Raw genomic sequence first — 17,212 nt, 5'->3', positions numbered from 1 at the left:
GAATCGAAGATGCACAGACATGGCGCACACCTGCTGGACGCCACGTCGGCGCGCTTCGCCCTCTGGGCCCCGGATGCGCGCAGCGTGAGCGTGGAACTGGAGCAGCAGCCGGCCATCGAGCTGTTGCCCGACGATGATGGCTGGTTCACCGGCGTGGCCCCGTGCCAGGCCGGTGACCGTTACCACTACCGTATCGATGGTGCACTGCAGGTGGCCGACCCGGCCTCGCGCTACCAGCCCGATGGCGTGCAGGGGCCGAGCCAGGTGGTGGATGTGGCCAGCTATGCCTGGCAACACCCCTGGCAAGGCCGGCCCTGGCACGAAGCGGTCATCCAGGAGCTGCATGTCGGCCTGCTCGACGGCTACGCCGGGGTCGCCCGGCAACTGCCGCGCCTGGCCGAGCTGGGCATCAGCGCCGTCGAGCTGATGCCGCTGGGGCAGTTCCCTGGCGAGCGCAACTGGGGTTACGACGGCGTGCTGCCCTATGCGCCGCAAAACACCTATGGCAGCCCCGAGCAGCTGTGTGCGCTGGTCGACCAGGCACATGGCCACGGGCTGATGGTGCTGGTCGATGTGGTGTACAACCACTTCGGCCCCGACGGCAATTACCTGCACCAGTACGCCAGCCCGTTTTTCCGCGAAGACCGGCAGACCCCCTGGGGCGCAGCCATCGACTTCCGTCGCCCGCAGGTGCGCGAGTACTTCATCCAGAACGCCCTGATGTGGTTGTGCGACTACCGCTTTGATGGCCTGCGCCTGGATGCCGTGCACGCCATCGACCAGCCCGACTTCCTGGTCGAGCTGGCGCAAAGGGTACGTGCTGCGGTGGAACCCGGCCGCCACGTATGGCTGGTACTGGAGAACGAGCACAACCAGGCCTTCCTGCTGGAGCAAGGCTTCGACGCCCAGTGGAACGACGACGGCCACAATGCCCTGCATGTGCTGCTCACCGGCGAAACCGAAGGCTACTACGCCGACTACCAGCAGCGCCCCATCGACCAGCTGGCCCGCTGCCTTGCCGAAGGTTTCGTGTTCCAGGGCCAGGCCAACCGCCATGGCACGCCCCGCGGCGAGCCCAGCGCGCACTTGCCACCCAGCGCCTTCGTGCTGTTTCTGCAGAACCATGACCAGGTCGGCAACCGTGCCCTCGGCGAGCGCCTGACCCGCCTGTGCCCACCGCAGGCGCTGCGGGCGGCCACCGGGCTGTTGCTGCTGGCACCGATGATCCCGCTGCTGTTCATGGGCGATGACGATGGCAGCTGCCGGCCGTTCCTGTTCTTCACCGACTTCCATGACCAGCTGGCCGACGCCGTGCGCGAAGGCCGGCGCGGCGAGTTCGCCCATTTCACCGCCTTCGCCGACCCCGAGCAGCGCCAACGCATCCCCGACCCCAACGCCGAACAGACCTTCGAGGCCTCCCGCCCGCAAGGCAAGGAAGTGATCGCCGGCTGGCACGGCCTGTACCAGCACCTGCTCGAACTGCGCCGCCGCCATGTGATCCCGCACCTGCCCGGCAGCCGCGCGCTGGGCGCCGAAGTACACGGCGACAAGGCCCTGACCGCACGCTGGTGCCTGGGCAATGGCACCACCCTGCGCATCGACCTGAACCTGGCCTCCACCCCACAGGGGGTCGAGTTGCCCGCGCCGGCCAACCGCCTGTTCGACAGCAGCGACACCCGGCACCCCGATACCCACCTGGCCGCCTACAGCTGCGTGGTCAGCCTGCTTCCCCCTGCCCTGGAGCGCCCATGAGCGAAACCGCCCTGCACCGCCTGGCGACCCGCGTCGGGCTGAGCCGCGACTGGATCGACGCCAATGCCCGGCCCCAGCGTGTCAGCGACGAGGTACTGCGCAACATCCTTGAAGGCCTTGGCCACCCGGCCAGCGATGACGCCGCCATTGCCGCCAGCCTGCGCGCCGTGGACGCTGCCGAAGACAGTGAGCACCTGCCGCCGCTGCTGACCGCCGACCTCGGCCAGCCACTGGCACTGGCGCGCTACTTCAGCGCCGCCAGCGTTGCGCACTGCACCCTGGAGGACCACAGCACCCTCACCCTCAGCCTTGACGACCAGGCCCGCCTGCCCGGAGCGCTGCCCATCGGCTACCACCAGGTGGAAATCGACAGCCGCCGCTTCACCGTGGCCGTGGCCCCGCCACGCTGCCACAGCCTTGAAGACCGCGTGCAGCAGCCGCCACCGCGCTGCTGGGGCCTGGCGGTGCAGCTGTACAGCTTGCGCCGCCCCGGCGATGGCGGCTACGGCGACTGCCTGGCCCTGGAACAACTGGCCCGCGCGGCCGCCGAGCGCGGTGCCGATGCCTTGGCCATCAGCCCGATCCACGCCCTGTCGGCCATCGACCAGACGCACTACAGCCCCTACTCGCCCTCCAGCCGCCTGTTGCTCAACACCCTTTACGCCAGCCCTGCCGCGCTGCTGGGCGAGCGGGAGGTGCGCGTGGCCATCGAAGCCTGCGGCCTGGAGCAACAGCTGGAAGACCTGGAGCAAGGCCCGCTGGTTGACTGGCCGCGTGCCGCCAGCGCCCGCCTGCGCCTGCTCGAAGCCCTGTATCAGGGCTTCAGCCAGGGCGACCACCCGCTACGCAAGGATTTCGACAGCTTCCGCGAAGCCGGTGGCCAAGCCCTGGAGCACCATTGCCGCTTCGAGGTGCTGCAGGCCCAGGCCATGGAGCATGGCCTGGGCGCCGACTGGCGCCACTGGCCCAAGGCCTGGCACGACCCGTACCACCCGGAAGTGGAGGCGTTCGCCAACGCCTACCCGGCCAAGGTCGAGTTCCATGCCTTTTGCCAATGGCTGACCGAACGGGGCCTGCAACGCGCCCAGGAAGCAGCGCGCGGCAACGGCATGGCGGTCGGCCTGATCGCTGACCTGGCGGTGGGCGCCGACGGTGCCGGCAGCCAGGCCTGGAGCCGCCAGGACGAGCTGCTGGCAGGCCTGAAGGTGGGTGCACCGCCCGACATCCTCAACCGTGCCGGCCAGGACTGGGGCATCTGCGCCTTCTCGCCCGAAGGCCTCAAGCGCAACGGCTACCGCGCTTTCATCGAAATGCTGCGGGCCAACCTCGCCCACGCTGGCGGCCTGCGCATCGACCATGTCATGGGCCTGCGTCGGTTGTGGCTGATCCCGCAGGGAGCCAAGCCCAGCGAAGGCGCCTACCTCAACTACCCGCTGGACGACCTGCTGCGCCTGCTGGCGCTGGAGTCGGTGCGCCACCAGGCAATCATCCTCGGCGAAGACCTGGGTACCGTGCCGGACGGCCTGCGCGAGCAACTGGCGGCCAAGGCCGTGCTGGGCATGCGCGTGCTGCCCTTCGAGCAGACCCAGCCCGGCCATTTCAAGCCGATTCTCGACTGGCCGGACAACGCCCTGGCCACCACCGGCACCCACGACCTGGCGCCGCTGGCCGGCTGGCTGGAAAACCGCGACATCGACTGGAGCCACCGCCTGCAACTGATCGATGCTGCCACCGAACTGCACTGGCGCCACGAGCGGCAGAAGGAGCACGACGGCCTGCGCCGCACCCTGGAGGCCAACTACGGCACGCTACCGGACAACGATGCGCTGATCGACGCCGCCATCCGCTACGTTGGCCACACCCGCGCACCGCTGGTGCTGGTGCCGCTGGAAGACCTGCTGGGTTGCGACGAGCAACCCAATCTGCCGGGCACCACCGCCGGCCACCCCAACTGGCGCCGACGCTTCGCCCGGCCGGTACGTGAACTGCTCGACGACGAAGACGCCGCACGGCGCCTGGAACTGCTGGCCCAGGCCCGCGAACAAGCCTGGGAGCGTGACCGATGAAAGCGCTGACCGCGACCCTGCGCCTGCAGTTTCACAGTGATTTCACCCTCGATCACGCCGTGCCGCTGGTGCCGTACTTCGCCCAGTTGGGTATCAGCCACCTGTATGCCTCGCCCATCCTCAAGGCCCGCGCCGGCTCGCGCCACGGCTACGACGTGGTCGACCCGACCTGCGTCAACCCCGAGCTGGGCGGCGAAGCGGCGCTGCAACGGCTGGTTGCCGCCCTGCGCCAGCACGGCATGGGGCTGATCCTCGACACGGTGTCCAACCACATGGCCGTGGGCGGTGCCGACAACCCCTGGTGGCAGAGCCTGCTGGCCTGGGGTCGGCGCAGCCCCTATGCAGAATTCTTCGACATCCAGTGGCACTCCAGCGACCCGCTGCTGGCCGGTCAGCTGCTGCTGCCGTTCCTCGCCAGCGACTATGGCGTGGCGCTGAAAAATGGCGAGATACCGCTTGAGTTCGACAAGCACCATGGGCTGCTGCAGGTCGCCCATTACCAACACCGCTTCCCGATCTGCCCGGTCGACTATGGCTGGATTCTCGCCCTCAGCCCGGAGCCGGCGCTCAAGGCCCTGGCCGAACGTTTCACCGCGTTGAACGCATCGGCCACGCCGCTGGCCGACGCCCTGCCCCTGCAAGCCGAACTGGCGCGCCTGGCAGGCGAAGGCGCCGACCTCGAATCGGCCCTGGTGGCGTTCGACAGCCGTAGCGAGAATGGCTTCAAGCGCCTGCACCTGCTGCTGGAGCGCCAGACTTACCGCCTGGCCAGCTGGCGTACCGCCGCCGACGACATCAACTGGCGGCGCTTCTTCGACATCAACGAGCTGGGCGGCCTGCGGGTGGAACGCGCGGTGGTGTTCGAGGCCACCCACGCCAAGCTGTTCGAACTGATCGAGCGCGGCCTGGTGGACGGCCTGCGCATCGACCATATCGACGGCCTGGCAGACCCGCGCGGCTACTGCCGCAAGCTGCGCCGACGGGTCGATGGCCTGCTGGCACGACGGCCGTTGAACGCCGCCCTGGAGCATTTCCCGATCTACGTGGAGAAGATCCTCGGCGCCAATGAGCACCTGCACCGCGACTGGCTTACCGACGGCACTACCGGCTATGAATTCATGAACCAGGTTTCGCTGCTGCAGCACGACCCGGCAGGCGAAGCAGCCCTGACCGAGCTGTGGGCCAGTGTGAGCGAACGCCCCGACTTCCCCGAAGAAGTGCGTCAGGCCCGCCACCTGGTGCTCAATGCCAGCCTGGCCGGCGACTGCGAGTCGGTGGCCCAGGCGCTGTTGCAGGTGGCGCGCAACGACCTGATGACCCGCGACCTGACCCTTGGCGCGATCCGCCGCGCCTTGCAGGCGCTGGTGGCGCATTACCCGGTGTACCGCACCTACTTCAATGCCTGCGGGCGCCCGGCAGAAGACGAAGGGTTTTTCCAGCAGGCCCTGGCCAATGCCCGGCAGGACCTGGGCGAAGCCGACTGGCCGCTGCTCGAGCACCTGCAACAATGGCTGGGCGGGCAAGCCTGGCGCCGCCTGCCGGCAGGCCGGGCACGCAAGCAGCTGCGCCACGCCTGCGTGCGCTTCCAGCAACTGACCGCGCCCAGTGCCGCCAAGGCCGTGGAAGACACCGCGTTCTACCGCAGCGCGCGGCTGCTGTCGCGCAACGATGTGGGCTTCGACGCCGAGCGTTTCAGTGCCCCGCTCGAGCACTTCCACAACGAGGCCCAGCGGCGCCTGCGTGACTTCCCCGACAACCTGCTGGCCAGCGCCACCCATGACCACAAGCGCGGCGAAGACACCCGTGCGCGCCTGGCCGTGCTCAGCGAGCGCGGCCCGTGGCTGGCCAGCCGCATGGAACACTGGCGCGAACTGGCCACGCCGTTGCGCACGCAACTGGATGACGGCCCGGCGCCCAGCCCCGGCGACGAGCTGATGCTGTTGCAGACCTTGCTGGGCAGCTGGCCGCTGGACCTCGACCTGCACGATGACAACGCCCTTGGCCAGTACGCCGAACGCATCCGCCAGTGGCAGCAGAAGGCCCTGCGCGAGGCCAAGTTGCGCAGCAGCTGGAGCGCGCCGAACGAAGCATATGAAAACGCCTGTGCCGGCTACATCGACGGCCTGCTGCTGGACGGCGAGAACCAGCAGCTGCGCAAATCGCTGGCCGATGCCGCCCATCTGCTGGCCTGCCCCGGTGCCCTCAACGGCCTGGTCCAGGCCCTGCTGCGCATGACCACGCCGGGCGTGCCGGACCTGTACCAGGGCAACGAATACTGGGATTTCAGCCTGGTCGACCCGGATAACCGCCGCGCCGTGGACTACGCTTGCCGGCGTCGCACCCTGGACGATGCAACGCCGGTAGCCGAGCTGCTGGAACACTGGCGCGACGGCCGTCTCAAGCAGGCGCTGATCGCCCGGGTGCTGGACTGCCGCCAGGCCCATGCCGAGCTGTTCCGCCGTGGCGCCTACCTGCCGCTGACCGTGCATGGCCGGCATGCCGACAAGGTGGTGGCGTTCGCCCGCCTTGGCGAGGGCGAACGGGCCGTCATCATCGCGCCACGCCTGGCCAGTACCCTGCTGGCAGGTGCACCGATACCCCTGATCCCGGCACAGAACTGGGACGACACCCGGGTAAGCCTGCCGTTTGCCTTGTCGCCTGCCAACTCGACGGGACTTTTCCCCAGTGCTGCGGTCAGCTCTTGCAGGGAGCTGTTGTTGAGCGCCGTGCTGGCGGAGTTTCCGGTCAACCTGCTGATACAACAATCTTGAGCATCAGGAGCGTCATGATGAGTGTTGATGAAAAGCGTATCCGCGAATTTGCCTACCAGATCTGGGAATCTGAGGGTAAGCCCGCCGGCCAGGAGGACCGCCATTGGGACATGGCGCGCAAGCTGGCCGAAGCCGAGGCGCTGGCACCCAAGGCGGCGCCGCGCAAGCGGGCGCCGGCCAAGCCCAAGGTAGCGGCTGAACCGAAGGCGCCTGCCGAGCCCAAAGTGGCTGCCCTGCCGGGGGTTAAACCGGCTGTGGCGAAAAAGACCCGGGCGGTGAAAAAGCCTTCTGCCGGTTAAGCCTGTCCTGGCCCTGTCGCCGGCAAGCCAGCTCCCACAAGTACAGCGCCGGTTTTGAGACCTGTGGAGACCTTGTGGGAGCTGGCTTGCCGGCGACAGGGCCAGGACAGGACTACACAACCCCCCCTTCACCACGGCCACTAGAGGACCGCCATGAGCCCCCGCACCCCGAAGAAAACCCGCTCGGTCGCCCCGTCGCGTATCCGCGAGGGCCTGCCCTTCCCCCTCGGCGCCACCTGGGATGGCCTTGGGGTCAACTTTGCCCTGTTCTCGGCCAACGCCACCAAGGTCGAGCTGTGCCTGTTCGACTCCACCGGCGAGCACGAAATCGAACGCATCGAGCTACCCGAATACACCGACGAGATCTACCACGGCTACCTGCCCGACGCGCACCCAGGGCTGGTCTACGGCTACCGCGTGCACGGCCCGTACGAGCCGGAGAACGGCCACCGCTTCAACCCCAACAAACTGCTGATCGACCCGTATGCCAAACAACTGGTCGGCAGCCTGCAATGGTCCGAAGCACTGTTCGGCTACACCATCGGCCACCCCGACGGCGACCTGTCGTTCGACGAGCGCGACAGCGCGCCGTTCGTGCCCAAGTGCAAGGTGATCGACCCCGCCTTCACCTGGGGCCGCGACCAGCGCGTGCTGATCCCCTGGGAGCGCACAATCATCTACGAGGCCCACACCCGTGGCATCAGCATGCGCCACCCGGCGGTACCGGAAGAACTGCGCGGCACCTTCGCCGGCCTGGCCAATGACGAGTTGCTCAAGCACATCAAGGAATTGGGCGTTTCCAGCATCGAGCTGCTGCCGATTCACGCCTTCGTCAACGACCAACACCTGCTGGACAAGGGCCTGAACAACTACTGGGGCTACAACAGCATCGCCTTCTTCGCCCCCCATCCGCGCTACCTGGCCAGCGGCAAGATCGCCGAATTCAAGGAAATGGTCGCGCACCTGCACGACGCCGGGCTGGAGGTGATCCTCGACGTGGTCTACAACCACACCGCCGAAGGTAACGAGCGCGGCCCGACGCTGTCGATGCGCGGTATCGACAACGCCTCCTACTACCGCCTGATGCCGGACGACAAGCGTTACTACATCAACGATTCCGGCACCGGCAACACCCTGGACCTGAGCCACCCCTGCGTGCTGCAGCTGGTCACCGACTCGCTGCGCTACTGGGCCGGCGAAATGCACGTGGACGGCTTCCGCTTCGACCTGGCGACCATCCTTGGCCGCTACCACGACGGCTACAGCGAACGCCACGGTTTCCTCGTCGCCTGCCGCCAGGACCCGATGCTGAGCCAGGTGAAGCTGATTGCCGAGCCCTGGGACTGTGGCCCGGGCGGCTACCAGGTGGGCAACTTCGCCCCGGGCTGGGCAGAGTGGAACGACCGCTTCCGCGACACCGTGCGCGCCTTCTGGAAAGGCGACGAAGGCCAACTGGCCGACTTTGCCTCGCGCATGACCGCCTCGGGGGACATGTTCAACAACCGTGGCCGGCGCCCCTATGCCTCGGTCAACTTCGTCACCGCCCACGACGGTTTCACCTTGCGCGACCTGGTGTCGTACAACCACAAGCACAACGAAGACAACGACGAGAACAACCAGGACGGCACCGATAACAACCTGTCGTGGAACTGCGGTGTCGAGGGGCCAACCGACGACCCGGCCGTGAATGCCCTGCGCATGCGCCAGATGCGCAACTATTTCGCGACCCTGCTGCTGGCCCAGGGCACGCCGATGATCGTCGCTGGTGACGAGTTCAGCCGCACCCAGCACGGCAACAACAATGCCTATTGCCAGGACAGCGAGATCGGCTGGGTGAACTGGGACCTGGACCAGGAGGGCAAAGAGCTGCTGGCTTTCGTCAAGCGCCTGACCCGCCTGCGCCTGGCCTACCCGGTACTGCGCCGCTCGCGCTTTCTGGTGGGCGACTACAATGAGGCGATCGGCGTCAAGGACGTGACCTGGCTGGCACCGGATGGCAACGAGATGAGCGTGGAGCAATGGGAAGACCCGCACGGGCGTTGCCTGGGCATGCTGATCGATGGCCGTGCCCAGGTCAGCGGCATTGCCAGGCCAGGCGCCGAGGCCACCGTGTTGCTGATCGTCAATGCCCACCACGACATCGTACCGTTCGAGTTGCCGACCGTGCCCGAGGGGGATTACTGGAGCTGCCTGGTCGATACCGACCGGCCAGAGCTGCGCAAGGGGCAGCATCTGCAGTTCGACAGCACCTTTGAGGTGAAGGGGCGATCGTTGCTGCTGATGGTGTTGCAGCGCGATGAGGAGTGAACCCCGGGGGACCATCGTCGGTCCCATTGTGTATCGGTTGCCTGTACTGGCTTCATCGCCGGCAAGCCAGCTCCCACAGGTAATCCGCTGGCCGACGGGCCTGTGCGTTAAGTGTGGGAGCCGGCTTGCCGGCGATAGGGCCGGGACATACAACACCCATGCACCCGCCATTGAGGAGTAACCGTGAACCCCGAAGCCGGCAGTAAAGGTTTCGCCAGTGTCAACCAGGCCCCGGCCGTGAAGCGGCTGCAGGTGCTGACGGTGAATACCCACAAGGGCTTCACCGCCTTCAACCGGCGCTTCATCCTGCCGGAACTGCGCGAGGCGGTGCGCAGCACCCAGGCCGACATCGTCTTCCTCCAGGAAGTGCTCGGCAGCCACGACCGCCACGCCGCGCGCTACCCCGGCTGGCCGCAGACTTCTCAGTACGAGTTCCTCGCCGACAGCATGTGGAGCGACTTCGCCTACGGCCGCAACGCGGTCTACCCCGACGGCCACCACGGCAACGCGCTGCTGTCCAAATACCCGATCATCGAACATCGCAACCTCGACGTGTCGATCACCGGCCCCGAACGACGTGGCCTGTTGCACTGCATCCTCGACGTGCCCGGCCAGCACCAGGTGCATGCCATCTGCGTGCACCTGTCGTTACTGGAAAGCCATCGCCAGAAACAACTGCAACTGCTGCGCAAGCTGCTCGAGTCCTTGCCCGCCGAGGCCCCGGTGATCATCGCCGGCGATTTCAACGACTGGAAATCCCACGGCAACCGCACCCTGGGCCTGCAGCGTGACCTGCACGAGGCCTTCGAGCGCCACCATGGGCACCTGGCCCGCACCTATCCTGCGCGGCTGCCGCTGTTGCGCCTGGACCGTGTCTACCTGCGCAACGCCGAAAGCCATGGGCCGCGGATTCTGGGGCACAAACCTTGGTCGCACCTGTCGGACCACCTGCCGTTGTCGGTCGAAGTCAGGCTTAGCAATCATTCTTCATAGCCACGCCACGACAAATAGCGAACCCCGCTATACCTCGCAGATTTCTCAAAAGATTCAACACGTTGAACAAAACCACGGATCCTGAACACTTCCTTCACACTTTCTTGACGCAAGCGGCGGCCTCTCCTTAGCTGAACATATCAAGCAGTAAAGATCTCGCGCCGGGCCTCTAGCTCGCGCCTTCGTGCGCGCTGGCGAAAGCCTGGCGTGCTGGTTTGGGTCGCCCACTGTTTTTGCCGTACAGCTCGTGACAACAGGCCAGGTCCTAGGGCTGTAACACAAAAACAAAGGAGATCCGCCATGAAAAGCACCTCGAACCTCTTGCGCTTCGACAGCATTTTCTACGCGGTTTCCACGTCGCTGCTTCTGGCAACCCCGGTGGAAACTATCGCGTATGAACTGCAGGACGACCCGGCCTCGCCCGGTTTCCTGCACCAACCGGCAGTACCACAGCTGTCGCTCGACCCGGTCAGCGCCAGTGGCTTGAGTATCGGTACCTTGAATGCGTTCTCGCAGAAGATGAGCGAACGCCATGGGCAGGCTGCACCGGACCTGGTCGCCAGCCAGTGGGCGCAGTTCTTCCCCACCACTGCACGCGGTGGCGCGCAGCCCCCGGACCAGCTGGAGGCACCCAGCCAGCAACTGACGATCGGCCCGGACCTGTTCGTGCGTGAAACTGCAGCGGGCAATGTGCACCGCGCGGGGATCTTCGTGGGGCAAAACAACCTGCAGACCAGCTTCAACGGCATGCGCCGGCTGTTGGGCGACAAGCAACGCAACGCCGTGAACCTCAGCGGTGAAAGCCTGGGGGTTTACTGGAGCATGACCCATGAACAGGGCTGGCACCTGGATGCCGTGGCCATGGGTTCGCGCATCGACGTCAATGGCCGTGGCGAGAACGGCCAGCGACTGGACGACAGCGGCCACGCGATGACCTTCTCGCTGGAAGGCGGCATCCCCATCGGCCTGGGTGGCGGCTGGGTGATCGAGCCGCAGGCGCAGTTGATCAACCAGCAGTTCTTCCCCGGCAGCCGGGCGCAGGAAGAGACCTTGCAGGCCTTCGACAGCCAGCCGAGCTGGAGCGGCCGGGTCGGCGCCAGGCTGTCCGGGCGTTATGAAGTACGCGGCATGCCGATCGAACCCTATGTGCGGACCAACGTGTGGTATGACTTCAGCAATGCCGATGAGGTGAAGCTGGACCAGGTCGACAAGATCTCCAGCTCGCGCTACTCGACCACGGTGGAACTGGGGTTGGGGCTGGTGGCGCGGGTGACGCCTTCGGTGGCGCTGTTTGTCAGTGCCGATTACAGCAGTGACGTGGACGACAATGATCTGAATGGGTTGATTGGCAGCCTAGGGGTGCGGATGCGGTGGTAGGCAGGTTCGGCCCTTTCGCGGGTGAACCCGCTCCCACAAGGACCGCACAGGGTCTGAAGCTTGTGCAATACCTGTGGGAGCGGGTTTACCCGCGAAGAGGCCAGTACAAGCAACACATCAGGCTGGTTTCATTATCAGAACCCCAAGTGGCGGCAGGTTCAGGGCCAGCGACTGCGGCTGCCCATGGCTGGCTATCTGGTCACTCTCCACCACCCCCAGGTTGCCGACATTGGACCCGGCATACAGCTCTGCATCACTGTTCAACAGCTCCTGCCAGCGTTCGCCGAACGGCACGCCAATGCGATACCCCTCGCGCGGCACCGGGGTGAAGTTGGCCACCACCAGCACCGGCTCGCCACTGCTGCTCCAGCGCAGCCAGGCATACACGCTGTTCTGCGCATCGTCACCAATCAGCCACTGGAAGCCCTGTGGCTGGCAATCCTGCTCGTGCAACGCCGGCACTTCGCGGTACAGGCGGTTGAGGTCGCCGACCAGGCGCTGTACGCCCTGGTGCTCAGGGTACTGCAGCAGGTACCAGTCCAGCTCGCCATCGTGGTCCCACTCGCGCCACTGGCCGAACTCGCAGCCCATGAACAGCAGCTTCTTGCCCGGATGCGCCCACATGAAGGTGAGGTAGGCACGCAGGTTGGCGAACTTCTGCCAGCGGTCGCCGGGCATCTTGTCGATCAGCGAATGCTTGCCGTGCACCACTTCGTCGTGGGAGATGGGCAGGATGAAGTGCTCGGAATAGGCATAGATCAGCCCGAAGCTCATCTCGTTGTGATGGTAAGTGCGGTGCACCGGGTCGTTCTGGATGTAATGCAAGGTGTCGTGCATCCAGCCCATGTTCCACTTGTAGGCAAAGCCCAGGCCGCCCTGCTGGGTCGGCTGGCTGACGCCGGGCCAGGCGGTGGACTCCTCGGCGATGATCAGCGCGCCCGGGGCCTCGTGGGCCGCCACGCCGTTGAGGTGGCGGATGAAGTCGATGGCCTCCAGATTCTCGCGCCCGCCGTGGCGGTTGGGCACCCATTCGCCGGCCTTGCGCGAATAGTCGCGGTACAGCATCGAGGCCACTGCATCGACACGCAGGCCATCGATGTGGAAGTGCTTCAGCCAGTGCAGCGCCGAGGCCATCATGAAGCCGCGCACTTCGTTGCGGCCAAGGTTGTAGATCAGCGTGTTCCAGTCCTGGTGGTAGCCCTCCAGGGGGTTGTCGTATTCGTACAGGGCGGTACCGTCGAAACGCGCCAGGCCGTGTTCGTCGGTGGGGAAATGCGCCGGCACCCAGTCGAGCAGCACGCCAATGCCGCCCTGGTGGCAGGCGTCGATGAAGGCGGCGAAGTCCTCGGCGCTGCCGTAGCGCGAGGTGGGCGCGAACAGCGACAGCGGCTGGTAGCCCCAGGAGCCGCCGAACGGGTGCTCCATGATCGGCAGCAGTTCGATATGGGTGAAGCCCAGTTCCTGAACGTACGGCACCAGGCGCTCGGCCAGCTCGCGCCAGTTGTAATAGCGCCCCACCTCGCCCGCCTCGTCTAGCTCGCAGCGCCACGACCCCGGGTGCAGCTCGTAGATCGACAGCGGCGCACTGTAGGCATGGCGCTGCGCGCGTTGCGCCATCCAGTCGTGGTCTTGCCAGTCGTGGCTGAGCACCCCCGCTACCTTGGAGGCGGTGCTCGGCGGCAGTTCGGTGGCACGCGCCAACGGGTCGGCCTTCAGGGGCAGTATGCCGTCCTTGCCCAGCACCTCGAACTTGTAGGTTTCGCCCACGCCCAGGCGCGGCACGAACAGCTCCCACACCCCGGCGCTGTGGCGCAGGCGCATGGGGTGGCGGCGGCCATCCCAGTTGTTGAAGTCACCCACCACCGACACCCGCCGCGCGTTCGGCGCCCACACCGAGAAACACACGCCGTCGACACCATCAACCTGGATAGGCTGGGCGCCGAAGCGCCCGGACAGGTCGCGGTGGTTGCCTTCGGCGAACAGGTAAAGGTCCATGTCGCCCAATTGCGGGCCGAAGCTGTAGGGGTCTTCGGTAATCTGCTCGCCACCGGCCCAGCCGATCTGCAGCAGGTACGGGTGTGCCTCATCGAGGTGCGCGGTGAACAGCCCCGGCAGGCTGCCCTGCTCCATTTCGGCGAGGATGCGCCCGTCATGCCGGGCCAGGATGCGCACATTCAGGGCAGTGGGCAGGAAGGCGCGGACAACCTGCCCGCCCGCGCCGTCGCCATGGGGGCCGAGTACCGCAAATGGATCGGCGTGCTCGGCGCGGGCCAGGGCGTCGAGGTCCCGTTGCCGAAGGCCGCCGTTTTCACGCGTGGTTGCATTCATCTATGACTCTCCCCAGGTACTGATCAGTCCATGCAGGCCATGCAAAGGCACGGCCAGCCAGCTCGGACGGTTCTCGGCTTCGTATGTGATTTCGTAGGCAGCTTTTTCCAGGCAGAACAGCTCCAGTGCGGCACGCTCGCCCTCGGCCTGTTGCCAGGCGTGAGGCATGGCCGCGGTGGCCAGGCCATAGGCTTCGACAAAGGCATGCCGCGATTGGTGCAGGTACTGCCTGGCAACCCGTTGCCGGGCTTGGCGCGCCGGGTCGGAAAGGTCTACCGCAGACGCGCTGCGCAAGATCATGGCAGCAGCATAGTCGAAGGATCGCAGCACGCCGCTGACATCCTTGTACGGGCTGTGTCTTGCCCGACGCTCTTGCAGCGGCCGGGCCGGTTCACCTTCGAAATCGATGAGGTAGGCGTCGCCCTGCACCACCAGCACCTGGCCCAGGTGCAGGTCGCCGTGCACGCGCATCAGCAGGCCGCCCTGGGCCTGGCGGGTCAGGTTGGCGATGTGCTGGGCAAGGCCGTCGCGCTGTTGCTGCAAGTCGTCGACCAGCGCCTGGCTTTCGCTGTCGAGGCTGTCGCGGTGCTGGGCCAGCAGGTCGAGGGCATGGGTGAGTTCGGCGCTGATCTGCGCACTCCAGCGTTCGCTGTCGTCGGCATCGCTAGGGCGCGGCTGGAAGGCCTCGTCATTGGTCGGTGCGGCCAGCAGCAGGTGCATCTCGCCCAGACGCTGGCCGAGCAAGGCGGCAAAGCCGGTGAGTTCGGCCAGTGCATCGGTGTGCGCATCGGCGTCGAGGCTGGAAGGCTCCATCTGGTCGCGGATGGCCCGTTCCAGAGTGTTCTGGGTCCAGGCCCAGGCGTCGCCCTGGTTGCTCAGGTAGCCCTGGGCGATCATCAGCAGGTGTGGCGCACCCTGCTCATCCACCCGGCTGACCCAGGCCAGCAGCGGCGAAATGTTGGCAAAGCCTGCGGCGGTCAGGTAGGCACTCATTTCCAGCTCTGGGTGCACACCCGGGTTGACCCGGCGAATCAGCTTCAGCACCACCTGGTCGCCGATCACCACCGAGCTGTTGGACTGCTCGGCGCTGAGGTAGCGCACGCTGCTTTCGTCGCTCAACGCCAGGCCCGCCAACTGCTGCGTGCTTTCGAAGCGCAGCTCGCCCTCGCCGTTGCCACAAGGCAGACGCATGCCGCCCTCACAGGCACGCAGCACCGCGCGGATGAATGGCTCGAGGACGAAGGCATCGGTGATCAGCCCAACCTGATGGGCACGGCGCACCCGTGACAGGGCCAGCTGTTGTGGCAGTGCGCTGTTGATCTGCTCTTCGGGCAGCAGGCCGAACGGCAGCTGATAGCGGGTAGCTACACTCTCGCTGAGCACTTCGATTTCACTAAGCAGCACCGGTGTGGTGGCGGTGCCGAAACGCACGCCGTAGCACAGGCGCACCTGGTCGATCGGCCCTTCCTTGCCGGCGAACCAGCGCCGCTTGGGCAGGTACTGCGGCAGGATGGCGCTTTGCAGGGTATCGCTGGAGGGGGCCTCCAGCAGTTCTTCCAGGCGTTTGCGCAATACCAGTGTGGTCAATTCGGGTAACCCCTCGGTGGCCTGGATGTGCCAGCTGGGCATGCGATCGTGGCTGGCCAGCAGGAACCAGTAGAAGGCGTAGGGTGGCAAGGTCAGCAGGAACGGCAGTTGCCCGATTGGCGGGAAGGCGCTGCCGCCGAGCATCTCCACCGGTACTTTGTCGGCGTATTGTGACAATTCCAGTTCAGCCGCCTGGGCGGCGCGGGAAACGTTGGCCACGCACAGGATGACTTCGGTGTTGCCATCGGCGTCGGTGTACTCGCGCAAGTAGGCAAGGATGCGCCGGTTGTTCGGCGTGAGGGTGCGCAGGCTGCCGCGGCCGAAGGCCTTCTGCTGCTTGCGCACCGCCAGCATGCGCCGGGTCCAGTTCAGCAGCGAGTGCGGGTCGTTGGCCTGGGCTTCGACGTTGACGGTCTGGTAACCGTACAGCGGGTCCATGATCGGCGGCAGCACCAGGCGCTGCGGGTCGGCGCGGGAGAAACCGCCGTTGCGGTCCGGCGACCATTGCATGGGCGTGCGCACACCGTCGCGGTCGCCCAGGTAGATGTTGTCGCCCATGCCCAGTTCGTCGCCGTAGTACAGGGTGGGCGTGCCGGGCATCGACAGCAGCAGGCTGGTGAGCAGTTCGATGCGCCGCCGGTCACGCTGCAGCAACGGCGCCAGGCGGCGGCGGATGCCCAGGTTGATACGGGCGCGGCGGTCTTCGGCGTAGTAGTTCCACAGGTAGTCGCGCTCGCGGTCGGTAACCATTTCCAGGGTCAGCTCATCGTGGTTGCGCAGGAAGATCGCCCATTGGCAGTTGGCGGGGATTTCCGGGGTCTGGCGCAGGATGTCGGTGATCGGGAAGCGGTCTTCCATGGCCAGGGCCATGTACATGCGCGGCATCAACGGGAAGTGGAAGGCCATGTGGCATTCGTCGCCCTCGCCTTCGCCAAAGTACGGGCGGGTGTCCTCGGGCCATTGGTTGGCCTCGGCCAGCAGCATGCGGTCGGGGTAGTTGGCGTCGATTTCGGCGCGGATCGCCTTGAGCACGTCGTGGGTTTCGGCAAGGTTCTCGTTGTTGGTGCCATCGCGCTCGATCAGGTAGGGGATGGCGTCCAGACGCAGGCCATCGACACCCAGGTCCAGCCAGAAGCGCATCACCCCGATCACTGCCTTGAGCACTTGCGGGTTGTCGAAGTTGAGGTCGGGCTGGTGCGAGTAGAAGCGGTGCCAGAAGTACTGGCCGGCGACCGGGTCCCAGGTCCAGTTGGACTTCTCGGTGTCGAGGAAGATGATGCGCGTGCCGTCGTACTTCTGGTCGTCATCCGACCACACGTAGAAGTCCCGTGCCTTGCTGCCGCGCTTGGCATGGCGGGCGCGCTGGAACCAGGGATGCTGGTCGCTGGTGTGGTTGATGACCAGCTCGGTGATCACCCGCAGGCCGCGTTTGTGCGCCTCGGCGATAAAGCGGCGGGCATCGGCCAGGTTGCCGTAGTCGGGGTGCACGGCCTTGTATTCGGCGATGTCGTAGCCGTCGTCGCGGCGTGGCGAGGGATAGAACGGCAGCAGCCACAGGGTGTTGACGCCCAGTTCGGCGATGTAGTCGAGCTTGCTGATCAGGCCGGCGAAATCGCCGATGCCGTCGTTGTTCGAATCGAAGAACGACTTGATGTGCAGCTGGTAGATGACGGCGTCCTTGTACCACAGCGGGTCGTCGATGAAGGCTGCCGGGCGGGAACGCTTGGCCATG

General features: G+C 66.1%; 9 protein-coding genes. 7 read left to right on the top strand and 2 right to left on the bottom strand.

Annotation, left to right across the window (positions count from 1 at the left end; genetic code table 11):
• The first annotated feature begins 9 nt into the window (after nucleotides 1–9).
• From treZ to CAG46_RS23090, 7 genes are all read left to right on the top strand, one after another.
• A complete protein-coding gene (gene treZ, locus CAG46_RS23120; RefSeq protein ID WP_085614870.1) occupies nucleotides 10–1,752 on the top strand; it encodes a malto-oligosyltrehalose trehalohydrolase in 1,743 nt (580 codons plus the stop codon).
• Nucleotides 1,749–3,818 carry a 4-alpha-glucanotransferase gene (gene malQ / locus CAG46_RS23115; protein WP_085614868.1) on the top strand — a complete coding sequence of 690 codons (2,070 nt, stop codon included), beginning with the start codon at nucleotides 1,749–1,751 and terminating at the stop codon, nucleotides 3,816–3,818. Before treZ ends, malQ begins: the two co-directional genes overlap by 4 nt.
• On the top strand, nucleotides 3,815–6,589 hold the full coding sequence (locus CAG46_RS23110) for a malto-oligosyltrehalose synthase (protein ID WP_085614866.1): 2,775 nt from the start codon (nucleotides 3,815–3,817) through the stop codon (nucleotides 6,587–6,589). Before malQ ends, CAG46_RS23110 begins: the two co-directional genes overlap by 4 nt.
• 14 nt (nucleotides 6,590–6,603) lie before the next feature.
• Complete coding sequence (locus CAG46_RS23105) at nucleotides 6,604–6,888, top strand: DUF2934 domain-containing protein (protein ID WP_085614864.1); 285 nt, start codon at nucleotides 6,604–6,606, stop codon at nucleotides 6,886–6,888.
• Nucleotides 6,889–7,041: 153 nt separating this feature from the next.
• The gene (gene glgX / locus CAG46_RS23100; RefSeq protein ID WP_025339814.1) at nucleotides 7,042–9,195 is read left to right on the top strand and encodes a glycogen debranching protein GlgX; all 2,154 of its coding nucleotides are present in this window, start codon (nucleotides 7,042–7,044) and stop codon (nucleotides 9,193–9,195) included.
• Between the two features lie 183 nt (nucleotides 9,196–9,378).
• Entirely contained in the window at nucleotides 9,379–10,188 is an 810-nt protein-coding gene (locus tag CAG46_RS23095) for an endonuclease/exonuclease/phosphatase family protein (protein WP_025339815.1), read from the top strand.
• A 300-nt stretch (nucleotides 10,189–10,488) separates the two neighbouring features.
• Nucleotides 10,489–11,565, top strand: a complete 1,077-nt coding sequence (locus tag CAG46_RS23090) for an autotransporter outer membrane beta-barrel domain-containing protein (RefSeq protein ID WP_025339816.1) — start codon at nucleotides 10,489–10,491, stop codon at nucleotides 11,563–11,565.
• Nucleotides 11,566–11,682: 117 nt separating this feature from the next.
• On the opposite strand, the gene glgB is transcribed toward CAG46_RS23090, so the two are convergent.
• Together glgB and treS are read right to left on the bottom strand one after the other, a co-directional pair.
• A complete protein-coding gene (gene glgB, locus CAG46_RS23085) occupies nucleotides 11,683–13,893 on the bottom strand; it encodes a 1,4-alpha-glucan branching protein GlgB (RefSeq protein WP_085614862.1) in 2,211 nt (736 codons plus the stop codon).
• On the bottom strand, nucleotides 13,894–17,211 hold the full coding sequence (gene treS / locus CAG46_RS23080; protein WP_085614851.1) for a maltose alpha-D-glucosyltransferase: 3,318 nt from the start codon (nucleotides 17,209–17,211) through the stop codon (nucleotides 13,894–13,896).
• Nucleotide 17,212 lies beyond the last annotated feature (1 nt).

This window comes from Pseudomonas sp. B23(2017) (assembly GCF_002113725.1).
Taxonomy (GTDB): Bacteria; Pseudomonadota; Gammaproteobacteria; order Pseudomonadales; family Pseudomonadaceae; genus Aquipseudomonas; species Aquipseudomonas putida_Z.
Note: the sequence above shows the minus strand (reverse complement) of the source record. Positions and strands in the feature narration are given on the sequence as shown.

Bases quoted from the DNA above. Each gene is read 5' to 3' on its own strand.
- CAG46_RS23105 (WP_085614864.1), top strand. From the start codon at position 6,604: ATGATGAGTGTTGATGAAAAGCGTATCCGCGAATTTGCCTACCAGATC.
- treS (WP_085614851.1), bottom strand. From the start codon at position 17,211: ATGGCCAAGCGTTCCCGCCCGGCAGCCTTCATCGACGACCCGCTGTGG.
- malQ (WP_085614868.1), top strand. From the start codon at position 1,749: ATGAGCGAAACCGCCCTGCACCGCCTGGCGACCCGCGTCGGGCTGAGC.
- treZ (WP_085614870.1), top strand. From the start codon at position 10: ATGCACAGACATGGCGCACACCTGCTGGACGCCACGTCGGCGCGCTTC.
- glgB (WP_085614862.1), bottom strand. From the start codon at position 13,893: ATGAATGCAACCACGCGTGAAAACGGCGGCCTTCGGCAACGGGACCTC.
- glgX (WP_025339814.1), top strand. From the start codon at position 7,042: ATGAGCCCCCGCACCCCGAAGAAAACCCGCTCGGTCGCCCCGTCGCGT.
- CAG46_RS23110 (WP_085614866.1), top strand. From the start codon at position 3,815: ATGAAAGCGCTGACCGCGACCCTGCGCCTGCAGTTTCACAGTGATTTC.
- CAG46_RS23090 (WP_025339816.1), top strand. From the start codon at position 10,489: ATGAAAAGCACCTCGAACCTCTTGCGCTTCGACAGCATTTTCTACGCG.